Origin of the sequence: Fredinandcohnia onubensis (genome assembly GCF_002734215.1) — a bacterium.
GTDB classification, from domain to species: Bacteria; Bacillota; Bacilli; order Bacillales; family Bacillaceae_L; genus Ferdinandcohnia; species Ferdinandcohnia onubensis.
This window is the reverse complement of the sequence record NZ_NSEB01000011.1, coordinates 235,932-249,226: the sequence shown is the minus strand read 5'-3', so window position 1 is coordinate 249,226 and position 13,295 is coordinate 235,932. Positions and strand designations below refer to the sequence as shown.

At 37.3% G+C, this 13,295-nt stretch carries 13 protein-coding genes; all 13 read left to right on the top strand.

From position 1 onward, the window contains the following. Positions 1-140: 140 nt before the first annotated feature. The 13 genes from CKK03_RS13605 to ftsZ all read left to right on the top strand — a co-directional run bounded on the left by CKK03_RS13605 (position 141) and on the right by ftsZ (position 13,174). Positions 141-1,604: a UDP-N-acetylmuramoyl-L-alanyl-D-glutamate--2,6-diaminopimelate ligase gene (locus CKK03_RS13605; RefSeq protein ID WP_099363278.1), complete on the top strand. Its 1,464-nt coding sequence runs from the start codon at positions 141-143 to the stop codon at positions 1,602-1,604. Further along, a complete protein-coding gene (locus tag CKK03_RS13600; protein ID WP_099363091.1) occupies positions 1,605-2,051 on the top strand; it encodes a hypothetical protein in 447 nt (148 codons plus the stop codon). 2 nt (positions 2,052-2,053) lie between these two features. Continuing rightward, positions 2,054-3,028: a phospho-N-acetylmuramoyl-pentapeptide-transferase gene (gene mraY, locus CKK03_RS13595; RefSeq protein ID WP_099363090.1), complete on the top strand. Its 975-nt coding sequence runs from the start codon at positions 2,054-2,056 to the stop codon at positions 3,026-3,028. Next, positions 3,029-4,381, top strand: coding sequence for a UDP-N-acetylmuramoyl-L-alanine--D-glutamate ligase (gene murD, locus CKK03_RS13590; protein WP_099363089.1), 1,353 nt, complete (start codon positions 3,029-3,031; stop codon positions 4,379-4,381). 48 nt (positions 4,382-4,429) lie between these two features. Then, a complete protein-coding gene (gene spoVE / locus CKK03_RS13585; RefSeq protein WP_099363277.1) occupies positions 4,430-5,530 on the top strand; it encodes a stage V sporulation protein E in 1,101 nt (366 codons plus the stop codon). 110 nt (positions 5,531-5,640) lie between these two features. Next, the gene (gene murG / locus CKK03_RS13580; protein ID WP_099363088.1) at positions 5,641-6,729 is read left to right on the top strand and encodes an undecaprenyldiphospho-muramoylpentapeptide beta-N-acetylglucosaminyltransferase; all 1,089 of its coding nucleotides are present in this window, start codon (positions 5,641-5,643) and stop codon (positions 6,727-6,729) included. Between the two features lie 82 nt (positions 6,730-6,811). Then, positions 6,812-7,720: a UDP-N-acetylmuramate dehydrogenase gene (gene murB / locus CKK03_RS13575; RefSeq protein WP_099363087.1), complete on the top strand. Its 909-nt coding sequence runs from the start codon at positions 6,812-6,814 to the stop codon at positions 7,718-7,720. Positions 7,721-7,929: 209 nt separating this feature from the next. After that, positions 7,930-8,733 carry a cell division protein FtsQ/DivIB gene (locus tag CKK03_RS13570; RefSeq protein WP_180271249.1) on the top strand — a complete coding sequence of 268 codons (804 nt, stop codon included), beginning with the start codon at positions 7,930-7,932 and terminating at the stop codon, positions 8,731-8,733. Then, positions 8,717-9,424 (top strand): DUF881 domain-containing protein, encoded by a 708-nt coding sequence (locus CKK03_RS13565; protein ID WP_245864117.1) that lies wholly within the window; start codon positions 8,717-8,719, stop codon positions 9,422-9,424. The genes CKK03_RS13570 and CKK03_RS13565 overlap by 17 nt, the downstream gene beginning before the upstream one ends. A gap of 36 nt (positions 9,425-9,460) precedes the next feature. Then, on the top strand, positions 9,461-10,171 hold the full coding sequence (locus CKK03_RS13560; protein WP_099363085.1) for a DUF881 domain-containing protein: 711 nt from the start codon (positions 9,461-9,463) through the stop codon (positions 10,169-10,171). Positions 10,172-10,189: 18 nt separating this feature from the next. Continuing rightward, positions 10,190-10,552: a small basic family protein gene (locus CKK03_RS13555; protein WP_010282644.1), complete on the top strand. Its 363-nt coding sequence runs from the start codon at positions 10,190-10,192 to the stop codon at positions 10,550-10,552. 129 nt (positions 10,553-10,681) lie between these two features. Next, the gene (gene ftsA / locus CKK03_RS13550; RefSeq protein WP_099363084.1) at positions 10,682-11,974 is read left to right on the top strand and encodes a cell division protein FtsA; all 1,293 of its coding nucleotides are present in this window, start codon (positions 10,682-10,684) and stop codon (positions 11,972-11,974) included. Positions 11,975-12,019: 45 nt separating this feature from the next. Next, positions 12,020-13,174, top strand: coding sequence for a cell division protein FtsZ (gene ftsZ / locus CKK03_RS13545; RefSeq protein WP_099363083.1), 1,155 nt, complete (start codon positions 12,020-12,022; stop codon positions 13,172-13,174). The last annotated feature ends 121 nt before the right edge of the window (positions 13,175-13,295 follow it).

Genomic DNA, 13,295 nt, shown 5'->3' with positions numbered 1-13,295 from the left:
AATTTTTTGTAAGGTGTCCTTTTGTTAAAGGTCTAATAGGTAAATAGGGTACTAGACAACATCGTAAGTCTGGAGTAACATGTTAATCTGGTGCCCATTCGACAGAGTAAATCTTTCGAGGGGAAATGGTAAAATTCATGATGAGATTACAAGAATTATTAGCTAACTTGCATGATTTTACGGAAAAAGGTAGTGACAACCCACTTATCACATCTCTTGAAATGGACTCGAGGGCGGTAGGAAAGGGAAGTTTATTCTTTTGTGTAGAAGGTAGTACGTTTGATGGCCATTTGTTTGCAAAGCAAGCGGAAGAACAAGGTGCTGTTGCGATTATTGCTGAAAAAGAAGTCCAGGTGTCCATTCCGGTTATCAAGGTAAAGAACACCCGAAGAACAATGGCTGTGTTGGCTGACGCTTTTTACCATCACCCGACACATCAACTCCATTTAATTGGAGTTACAGGGACAAATGGTAAAACGTCAATAAGTCACATAATTGAGGAGATATTTAGAGAAGCAGGCCAGAAAATTGGCTTAATTGGAACCATGCATACGAAAATTGGTGAAAAAACCATTGAAATGAAAAATACTACACCAGAATCAATCATGCTGCAAAAGTATTTTAAGCAAATGGTTTCTGAGAATATAAACACCGCAGTTATGGAGGTTTCCTCACATGCCCTAGATATTGGTAGGGTCCATGGATGTGATTTTAATATTGCTGTTTTTTCTAACTTGACTCAGGATCATTTGGATTACCACCAGACAATTGACGAGTATCGTAGAGTAAAAGGTCTGTTGTTTACTGGTTTAGGTAATCGATTTGACAAAGATAATCCAAAATTTGCTGTATTGAATAATGATGACCCTGCTTCAAGGGAATATGCAAGGTCTACTTCAGCAACCATCATCTCATATGGAATTCACCATTCAGCTGATATTATGGCATCAGGTATCCGCATGACTGCTTCAGGAACAGAGTTTACTATAACAACTCCGTTCGGTTCTTACGAGGTGAAAATGAAATTAATTGGTATGTTTAGTGTTTATAATGTGTTGGCAGCAATCGCTACTTGTATCATTTCAAGAATACCTATTACAACCATTATTGCAGCAGTTGAAAAGGTAAAAGGTGTTCCCGGACGTTTTGAAATTGTGAACCTAGGGCAAAATTTTACTGTAATTGTGGATTATGCACATACGCCTGACAGCCTTGAAAATGTTTTGAAAACGGTAAAAGAGTTTTCGAAAAGGAAAATCTTTGTCATTATTGGATGTGGTGGGGATCGTGATCGCTCAAAGCGCCCAATCATGGCCAGGATTGCTGCAAAATTTGCGGATATCCCTATTTTTACATCAGATAATCCTCGCTCAGAAGACCCTGTTCAAATACTAAAGGAGATGGAAGCGGGAGTAGTAGGAGAACAATACTTCACAATCCCTGATCGTGAAAAAGCAATATTTTATGCTATTTCAAATGCGGGTGAGAATGATATAATAATCATTGCTGGCAAAGGACATGAAACCTATCAAATCATTGGGAATAAAGTTCATTCGTTTGATGACCGCCTTGTTGCAGCACGTGCAATTAAGGAGTTGAAATAATTGTTATCCAATCACGATTTATGGATTCTTTTTCAAGAATCATATGGATTAAAGAGTCAAGATTTTTATTTTGAAGAAGTGATTACTGATCCAAACCTCATCACGAAAAAAGGGCTATTTATTTCAATTGAACAAGAAAAAAGGGATGAATTATTAAAGCGAGCGCTATATAATGGTGTGGTTGCAGCAGTTTGGCCCAAGGATGAGAAATTACCGGGATTTCTTCCCAATCATTTCCCTGTATTTGTAGTACCAGAACCACTACCAGCACTTAAACTAATCCTAGAATTCTATCTTAAAAAAATCGAAGAAAATGGGTATGATCAAATGACAAAATTTAGACTATTTAAAGATGAAACTGAAGAAATGAATCAAAACAATCCCATAGTGGATGAAATAACGAAGCTAACAAAAAAAGTAGCAATGTATGAAGAAGGGAGGGGATAAGGATGATAGAAGAAGTAGTCATTTACTCGATAGCAATAGGGTTTATAATAAGTGTCATTCTTTCCCCTATTTTTATCCCTTTCTTACGTAGATTAAAATTTGGACAAAGTATCCGTGAGGAAGGACCTAAATCCCACCAAAAAAAATCGGGAACACCGACGATGGGTGGAATTATTATTCTGGTTTCCATCTTACTAACTACACTATTAGTGTCAAATCGTTTAGGTGAACTGTCTGTTACTACATATTTGCTTTTATTTGTAACAATAGGATATGGGGTACTGGGCTTTTTAGATGACTTTATCAAAGTGGTATTAAAAAGGAATCTCGGTTTGACTTCGAGACAAAAACTGTTTGGTCAAATCGTTATTGCTATCATTTTTTATTTTATTTTCAAACAAAATAACTTTTCAACAGCGATCTCTATACCAGGTACAGATTTTGAATTTGATCTAAAACTTCTGTATGTACTGCTGTTAATTATATGGTTAGTAGGGTTCTCCAATGCAGTCAATTTAACAGATGGTTTAGATGGATTAGTATCAGGTACAGCAGCAATTGCATTTGGGGCATTTGCGGTTTTAGCTTGGAATCAAGCGCAATATGATGTTGCTATTTTCTGTGTAGCTGTAGTCGGAGCAGTTCTTGGATTCCTCGTATTTAATGCCAACCCTGCTAAGGTATTCATGGGTGATACAGGTTCACTTGCACTTGGTGGAGCAATTGCGACAGTTGCTATCATGCTAAAGCTTGAAATATTATTATTATTAATTGGTGGCGTATTTGTAATAGAGACATTGTCTGTTATTATTCAAGTCATTTCCTTTAAAACAACGGGCAGACGTGTTTTTAGAATGAGTCCTTTGCATCACCATTATGAATTAGTAGGATGGTCTGAATGGCGAGTTGTTGTGACATTTTGGACTGTTGGATTATTGTGTGCCATTCTTGGAATCTATATTGAGGTGTGGATTTAATTGAAAAAATCAGAGAAGTTTACTAATAAGCATATTTTAATACTTGGACTTGCCAAAAGCGGCTATGCTGCAGCAAGAGTTCTCCATGAGGTTGGGGCTATTCTAACTGTTAATGACCAAAAGCCATATGAAGAAAATGAGGCTGCTCAGGAACTAGAAAAGATGGGAATTAAAGTAGTGTGTGGAGGTCATCCAATTGACATTTTGGATGATCATTTTGACTTTATTATCAAAAATCCTGGAATCCCATATAGTAATCCTATTCTTGTTAAGGCGATCGATAAAGGCATCCCTATTTTAACGGAAGTGGAGTTAGCATATCATATTACTCCAGCCGATTTTATTGGGATTACGGGGTCTAATGGGAAAACAACGACCACCACGTTAATTTATGAAATGCTCGAAAAAGGAGAGAAATCTCCATTAATTGCAGGAAATATTGGAACAGTTTCTTGCGAGGTTGCACAAGGGGCGGTAAAGGAAAATATTATCGTGACTGAGCTTTCTTCTTTTCAATTAATGGGAATTGAAGATTTTGCTCCTAAAATTGCCGTGTTGTTAAATATTTTCGATGCCCATCTTGATTACCATGGAACAAAGGAAGAGTACATTAAAGCAAAGGCGAGAATTTTTGAAAATCAAACAGAAGCTGATTATTGTGTCATCAACTTAGATGACAAGGATGTGATGTTTGCTGCTGAGAATGTTAGAAGTAAGAAAGTTCCTTTTTCAACCACGAAAGTATTACAAGAGGGCGCTTATATAAAAGATCAGGCGATTTATTTTAATGATGAAAAAATCATTGAAATTAAAGATATTGTTTTACCAGGTGTTCATAATCTCGAAAATATCTTGGCCGCAGTTGCGGTTGCGAAGCTCGTATCAACACCTAATCGCGCCATTATTGAGGTCTTAACAAGTTTTACAGGTGTTAAACACCGCCTACAGTACGTCACTACAATTGAAAATCGTAAATTTTATAATGATTCAAAAGCAACTAATATTCTTGCTACAAAGAAGGCAATCTCTGCCTTTGAACAACCGGTTATTTTGTTAGCAGGTGGACTTGACCGTGGAAATGAATTTGATGAACTTGTAGATGAACTAACCCGTGTGAAAGCAATGGTTCTATTTGGTCAAACAGCTAAAAAGCTGGAAAGAGCTGGCCAACTTGCTGGAATAGAAATCGTAAAAACTGTCGATAATGTTGAAGCAGCGGTAAAAGTAGCTTATGATCTTTCAAATGAGGGTGATGTCATTTTATTATCACCTGCATGTGCTAGCTGGGATCAACATAAAACATTTGAAGAAAGAGGAGACATTTTTATAAACGCCGTGCATAAGCTTAAGTAAGGGCTTGGACAATCTAGAGCTCTGAATCTAGAATGTAGAGGTGTTTTGATTGTGACCCAGAGAACGACCCCGGATATCATTTTAATTATTACAACACTTACACTTTTAGCAGTTGGATTAATTATGGTGTACAGTGCCAGTGCAATATGGGCTACATATAAATTCGATGATTCGTTTTTCTTTGCTAAAAGACAATTATTATTTGCAAGTGTTGGAGTCATTGCGATGTTTTTCATTATGAATGTGGACTATTGGACTTGGAGAACCTGGGCAAAAGTCCTAATCATTATTTGTTTTGTATTATTGGTCGCTGTACTAATCCCTGGAATTGGAATGGAACGTAATGGTTCTCAAAGTTGGATAGGCGTTGGAGCATTTTCAATTCAACCATCCGAATTTATGAAATTAGCAATGATTGCGTTTTTGGCAAAATTCCTATCTGAGAATCAAAAGAAAATTACGTCCTTTAAAAAAGGACTAATGCCGTCACTAGCTCTTGTTTTTCTGGCGTTTGGTATGATTATGCTACAGCCGGATTTAGGAACGGGAACAGTAATGGTTGGAACTTGTGTTGTGATGATCTATGTTGCAGGGGCAAGAATCTCCCATTTTGTAGGCCTGGGCTTGATCGGAGTGGCCGGATTTGTTGCTTTAATATTATCGGCTCCGTATCGAATTAAACGGATTACATCCTTTTTAGACCCATGGGAAGATCCATTAGGAACTGGGTTTCAAATCATTCAATCTCTTTATGCAATTGGACCTGGAGGTTTATTCGGTTTAGGTTTGGGGCAAAGTCGACAGAAATTTTTCTACTTGCCAGAACCTCAGACTGACTTCATTTTTGCCATTCTGGCAGAAGAGTTAGGCTTTATCGGTGGTTCGTTTGTCATCATTTTATTTAGTATTCTTCTTTGGAGAGGCGTACGGATTGCTTTAGGTGCACCTGATTTATATGGAAGTTTCCTAGGAATCGGAATTATCGGGATGATTGCGATTCAAGTTATTATAAATATTGGAGTTGTAACGGGTCTGATGCCGGTAACAGGTATTACACTTCCCTTCTTAAGCTACGGAGGGTCGTCCTTAACCTTAATGCTCATGGCAGTCGGTGTCCTTTTAAATATTAGTAGGTATTCAAGGTATTAACCCAAAAACACATGAATATATGTTATACTTAGAAAAAAGTTTAACCCTGTTTACTTGAACAGGGTTAAACTAATTTTAACGATAAACTTCCAAAAACGGGAGGAGTTTCCTTGAAAATAGTTGTTAGTGGTGGTGGAACAGGAGGGCATATTTATCCTGCGCTTGCCTTAATTAAAGAAATAAAAAAACTGAATCCTTCTGCCGAATTTCTCTATATCGGTACAGAAAAAGGGTTGGAAAGCAGTATTGTAACCCGTGAAGGGATACCATTTAAAAAAATCCATATCACTGGATTCAAACGAAAGCTTTCCTTTGAAAATATTAAAACAATTACTCGGTTCCTAAAAGGTGTCCAAGACAGTAAGAAGTTGATTAGAGACTTTAAACCAGATGTTGTAATAGGTACAGGCGGTTATGTATGTGGACCTGTTGTTTACGCAGCATCAAAATTACATATACCAACAATCATTCATGAACAAAACAGCATACCAGGTCTTACAAATAAATTTTTAAGTCGATATGTTGACAAGGTGGCCATCTGCTTTGAAGAAGCTGGTCAGTTTTTCCCAAAAGAAAAAGTAATCCTTACAGGAAACCCACGGGCGTCTGAGGTAATCGGTAAAGACGGAGATGCGGGGAGAGAATCTGTTGGTTTAAATAGTTCCCAAAAATCCGTTTTACTAGTTGGTGGAAGCAGAGGTGCTAAACCACTTAACGACGCATTTTTGAGTGCTTTATCCGAAGTGAAGGAAAAAAATTATCAATTCCTCTATGTTACAGGTGAGGTTCATTATGAAAATGTACTTAATCGGGTAAAGGCGGTTGGAAATCCTGATAATGTAATCATCAAACCGTTTATTCACAATATGCCGGACGTACTAGCAGGTGTTGACCTCGTTGTAGCTCGCGCAGGTGCGACAACTTTAGCTGAACTAACTGCTTTAGGACTACCAAGCATCTTAGTACCAAGCCCATATGTAACAAATAATCATCAAGAGAAAAATGCAAGATCCTTAAGTGATAAAGGGGCTGCCATTTTAAGACTTGAAAGAGATCTTTCAGCTTCTCAGCTAATTAAGGACATTGACTCAATTCTATTAAATCCAATAAAACTTGAGGAAATGAAAAAAGCTTCTTCAGAAATAGGGATACCAGATGCCGCTAGTCGTCTATACAATGTAATGAATGATCTAATTTAGGCGAATGTACCATGAAAGCAGCAACGAGCATATACTACAGTAATGTCTGTTCTGAGTCGAGATGCAGATGAAGGAGGTAATCATGGAAAATATAGTGAAAGAACTTCAAGAGTCGAATGTTGGCAAGGTTATAGAGAATGAACCTTTATCTAAGCATACAACCATTAAGATTGGTGGTCCGGCTGATTTATTTATCGAACCAAATAGTGTTGAATCCTTAAAAAAGACCCTTGAAATAATAAAAAAACACGGAATTAAATGGCGGGCCATCGGAAGAGGTTCAAATCTCCTAGTTTCTGACAAAGGTATTGAAGGTGCAGTTATTAAACTAGGAAATGGCATTAATCATATGGACTTACAAGGTACAACATTAACTGTTGGCGCTGGTTATTCAATCGTAAGTCTCGCTGTACAAATTGCAAGAAAAGGATTGTCAGGACTTGAATTTTCAAGTGGAATTCCCGGTTCCATCGGTGGCGCTGTCTATATGAACGCTGGGGCACATGGGTCTGATATTTCCAAAATATTAACAAAGGCACATATTTTATTCGATGACGGTAGTTTGGAATGGCTTTCCAATGAGGAAATGGAATATTCCTATCGTACCTCAATCCTTCAAAAGAAACGCCCTGGAATTGTAGTAGAGGCAACGTTTCAATTAACTGAAGGGGATAAAGCAGATATTTCGGCAGTCATGAAAAAAAATAAAGACTATCGAAGGGACACTCAACCATGGGATTTACCCTGTGCTGGAAGTATTTTTCGCAATCCACTTCCGCATTATGCTGGTCAATTAGTAGAAAAATCAGGCTTGAAAGGCCATACTATTGGCGGAGCAAAAATATCCGAAATGCATGGTAATTTTATTGTAAATGCTGGAAATGCAAAAGCGCAGGATGTTCTTGATCTCATTCAATTCGTAAAGGAGAAAATCTATACTTTACACGGTGTGCGAATGGAAACAGAAGTTGAAATAATTGGTCGAATCTAGACAGATTCTACACCCATTTCTTAGGAAAATATGATATAATACAATAACATGTATGTGTTACTGTATAAGTTACTAAACGGCATGTATACATGCCGTTTATTCTTTCGTTCAAAGCATTTTTAAAATACATGTTTTTGCCTATATAAAAATGGACAGGTTGTTATATTAAGATGATTACAGGAGATTTTTGATTCGCGGGGTGAATGTATTTGGCAAAGCAAAAGGTTGTTACAATAGAAGACCGAATTCCAAAGCTTAAGCAAAGAAGAAAACAAAAAGCTAATCGTCGATTGATTATGTACATAACCTTTTTCTTTTTATTGCTTTCCGGAATTCTTTATTTCCAATCTCCTTTAAGTAAAATCGGCGAGATCACTATTACAGGCAACCAAAATATCACATCCGAACAAATTTCAAAGCTTAGCAAATTGACTGTTGGGACAAGCTTTTGGAAGGTCAATCAGGATGAAGTTAAACAAAATATTAAAAAACACCCTGAAATTAAGGAAGTTACGATTCAAAAGAAATTTCCCAACGATATAAAGATAAATGTCAGTGAGCTAAAAAGGGTAGGATATATAAGTGGTCATAATACTTTTTACCCAATCCTTGAAAATGGGAAGATTATTGAGAATGCCCAAAAATTTGGTTCAAAAGCGATTCCAGTGGATGCGCCAATCTTAGTAGACTGGGATAATGAAGCATTAAAGTTGCTTACAAAGGAACTAAATAAAATCCAACCCTCAATTTCAAAGCTTATTTCCGAAATTCACCATACTCCTACAGAATATGATCCTCTTCAGATGACCCTTTACATGATTGATGGGTATGAAGTTAAAGCTACTGTACGAAATTTCGCGAAGAATATTCCAGCATATCCTACAATCGTCAGTGAATTGGATCCATCTTTAAATGGATATATTGAACTAGATGTAGTGCCAACTTTTATTCCATATGAAAAAGAGAGCACCAGTGAAGAAGGAGAGATGGTAACAGATGAAAGTGAAGGGTAAGCATGTGGTTCTTTCATTTGTCTGCTTAGTCCTTGGCTTTATGATTTCATTCTCGTACCAATTTACAAAAGAACAATTGGAATCAAGTCAGGTCACTGAACAACAATGGAATGAAGAAACAAAAATACGAACAGAATTGAATGAACAAAATGAAAAAAATAATGAGCTTCAACTGAAGCTTATTGAAAAACAAAATCAAATTCAAGCAATTGAAGAAGAACTTGCGAAAGAGGAACAAGAACAAATTTACTATAATCTTGTAGAAGAAGTAGAAAAGTATCGGATGGTCGTTGGTGAAATTGGTGTAAAAGGCCCAGGAGTTTCAGTTACACTCGAAGATTCCTCTTACGTTCCATCAGGTCAAGATGTTAATAATTATTTAGTTCATGAGAGTCATTTATTTAAGGTCATTAATGAACTTTATGTATCAGGTGCCCAAGCGGTTTCGGTAAATGGAAAAAGACTTAGTCATGATTCGTTTATATACTGTAATGGACCAGTTGTTGTGGTTGATGGTAAACCGTATCCGGCACCATTTGTAATCACAGCAATTGGTGATCCCGATGTGCTCATACCGGCTCTAAATATGAATGGTGGAATTACAGACCAATTGATTCAAGACAATATAGTCGTGAAAATTGAGAACAAAACACAAATTCAAATGGATCCATTACTTCAGGCGAATGAATAAACCGGATGTTTGATATAGAAGGCTAGGTGGTTTTTCTTGGACAAAAAAACAGGCATTAGCTTCACCGTGATTACGTGTATAATTGGTCTTATGGTTGCTGTCCAATTCCAAACCATTAAAGAACCTGAAGTGCGAGATACACGTGATTTATGGGAATTGCGTGAGGATTTGAAGCAATCACAAGAATTATATACAGAATTATTAACAAAAATTTATACATATGAAGCAAAGATGGAACAATACGAGAATCAACGTGATGACAGTAAAATGCTTATTCTTAAAGATACGCTTGATGAATTAAAGAAACAGGCAGGGCTTACTCAAGTATCAGGTCCTGGTCTTACGATTACAGTTGAGCAATCGTTCAATGAAGCAGGAAGACAAGCTACAACTATTTCTCCAAGTTTGTTGAGATGGCTAGTAAATGAATTGAATTCATATCAGGCAAAGGCGATTTCAATTGACGGCCACCGTGTTATTACGACAACGGTCATACGAGAAATTCAAGGAAGACCGAAAATTGATTCGTATTCTCTAAGTCCATTACCAATTGAAATAAAGGTCATTGCAGACGATGCTGAACGACTTTATAACAAATTAAAAGCATCAGAAGCAGAACGACAATTCTTTATTGATAATTTGCGATTAAAAATATCAAAACCAAGTAAAGTTGTAACAATTCCTGCATTTGATGACCCAATTAGGATTACAGAAATGCAACCTAATATGGAACCAGATAATAAGTGATAAAGGTGGAACATAGTCATGTGGCTTCCAATTTTCGGTCTAATAGTCGGAATCATCCTCGGACTGTTATCGGAGTTCAAAATTCCAGCAGAGTATTCGAATTATTTATCAATTGCCGTTTTAGCAGCTCTTGATACTTTGTTCGGTGGCATTCGTGCACATCTGCAAAATATTTATGATCAGTCCGTATTTGTTTCTGGTTTCTTTTTTAATATTTTATTGGCAGCAAGTTTAGCTTTTCTAGGTGTGCATCTTGGTGTAGACTTGTACTTGGTAGCCGTTTTCGCATTTGGAGTAAGGCTTTTCCAAAATATTGCGGTGATCCGACGAATAATTTTATCCAAATGGAGCCTTTCTCGTGATAAAATAGAAAAAAATTGATTTTTATAAAGGGAAAACCCCTATGGTTGTTGAATATTTTTCATATACAAAAATTATTATGAAAAATGTCAATTGTTGTTCGAAAAATGTTATACGAAATGTGTTATGTGAAAAAGGAGGTGCCACAGAATGAACAGCAATGAAATATGTGTTAGTCTTGACATCGGTACATCCAATGTTAAGGTTATCATCGGTGAGATGGTTGATGATTCTCTTAACATAATAGGTGTGGGTAATGTTAAATCAGAAGGTTTGAAAAAAGGTTCAATTGTAGACATAGATGAAACCGTTCATTCTATTAAGAAGGCAGTTGAGCAAGCAGAAAGAATGGTAGGCATTTCTATTAATCAAGTAGTTGTATCCGTTCCAGCTATCAATGTTCAGTTACAGGATGCACATGGAGTAGTGGCAGTTTCTACTGAGTCTCGTCAAAATCGTGAAATAAGCAATGAAGATGTCCTACGTGTAATCGATGCCGCACAATTTATTTCTCTACCACCTGAAAGAGAAATTATCGATATGATTCCAAAACAATTTATTGTAGATGGATATGATGAAATTAGTGATCCACGTGGTATGTTAGGTGTTAGACTTGAAGTGGAAGGAACTATTATTACAACTTCACGTACGATTTTACATAACCTGCTGCGTTGTGTAGAAAAAGCAGGACTTGATATTACGGCAATTTCCTTACAACCTCTCGCATCAGGTTCAATTTCCTTATCTGATGATGAGAAAAATTTAGGGGTTGCTCTCGTTGATATTGGTGGAGGTTCTACAACTATTGCACTCTTCAATAATGGTCATTTAAAAACAACAAGTGTTCTACCTGTTGGTGGGGACCATATTACAAAGGATTTAGCAATTGGATTACGAACATCTACTGAAGATGCTGAGAAAATTAAAATTAAACATGGACATGCCTTTTACGACGATGCTTCTGATGAAGAAGTATTTGATGTTCCAATTATTGGCAGTGATCAACATGAACGATTTACCCAATTACAAATTTCTGAAATCATCGAAGCTAGATTAGAAGAAATTTTAGAGTTAGCACAAAAGGAAATTAAGAAAATGGGTGTAGGAGATCTTCCTGGTGGCTTTGTTCTTACAGGTGGTGTAGCAAATATGCCTGGAGTATTGGAGCTATCTCAAATTGTGTTACGAAACAATGTTAGAATTGCAAAGCCAGACTATATTGGTGTCAGAGAACCTCAATACGCAACAGGTGTAGGGCTGTTGCAGTTCGCATATGAGCAAGCTAGAATCCAAGGAAGAAAAATAAGTACTACGGTCCAGGTGGAAAATCCTGAAAAAAGACCTGCTAGACAGCCTCAAGCGAAAAGTCACCCTAAAAACTCAAAAGAAGAGCAAAATATCGGGAAAAAAGTTAAAAGGTTTTTCGGTCTCTTCTTTGAATAGTTAGTTTAAAAGAGAAGTATATTTGCAAATTAGGAGGATCTTATAATGTTAGAGTTTGATACAAACGTTGATCAATTAGCTACTATAAAAGTAATCGGTGTAGGTGGCGGTGGAAATAACGCGGTTAACCGAATGATTGAACATGGTGTTCAAGGAGTCGAGTTTATCGCAGTTAATACTGATGCCCAAGCCTTAAATCTTTCAAAAGCTGAAATAAAAATGCAAATCGGTGGAAAATTAACTCGTGGTTTAGGTGCCGGAGCCAATCCTGAAGTAGGAAAGAAAGCGGCGGAAGAAAGTAGAGAACAAATCGAAGAAGCTCTTAAGGGAGCAGATATGGTATTTGTTACTGCAGGTATGGGTGGTGGAACAGGTACAGGTGCTGCCCCTGTTATTGCTCAAATTTCAAAAGATTTAGGAGCTCTTACAGTCGGTGTAGTAACTCGACCATTCACTTTTGAAGGTAGAAAGCGTCAAACGCAAGCTGCCGGTGGTATTGGTGCAATGAAAGAATCAGTTGACACACTGATCGTCATTCCAAACGACCGTCTTCTTGAAATTGTTGATAAAAATACGCCAATGCTCGAAGCGTTCCGTGAAGCAGACAATGTGTTACGTCAAGGGGTACAGGGTATTTCTGACTTAATCGCTGTACCAGGGTTAATCAACCTTGACTTTGCTGACGTAAAAACAATTATGTCTAACAGAGGTTCTGCTCTTATGGGAATTGGTGTTGCAACAGGAGAAAACCGCGCTGCAGAAGCTGCAAAGAAGGCTATTTCAAGTCCATTGCTTGAAACATCAATTGATGGTGCACAAGGTGTCCTTATGAATATTACAGGTGGGACAAACCTAAGTCTTTATGAAGTACAAGAGGCAGCAGATATTGTTGCATCAGCTTCAGATCAGGAAGTTAACATGATTTTCGGATCTGTTATTAATGAAAACCTAAAAGAAGAAATCGTCGTGACTGTTATTGCTACTGGTTTTACAGAAGCAGAAGTTAACCCAACACGTCCATCTCGACCTTCATTTGGCGCAAAACCACAAGCACAACCGCAACCACAGGTTCAGGTTTCGCCAAGAAGAGAAATGAGACGTGAGGAGCCAGTCCAGGAAGTAAATACACGTAGTGCAGTACATGTAGAAGAAGAAATTGATGTACCAACATTCCTACGTAACCGTAACAGAAGAGGATAAATAGAAAAGCGCAAGGCACCCACCTATCGGCTTATGACCTCGAGCCGATGGTTCCTAGAGCTAGCCAAAAATAAAGCCTCACATAAGTACGTAAAAAGGCATTTGACAATTTAGTTGTCGA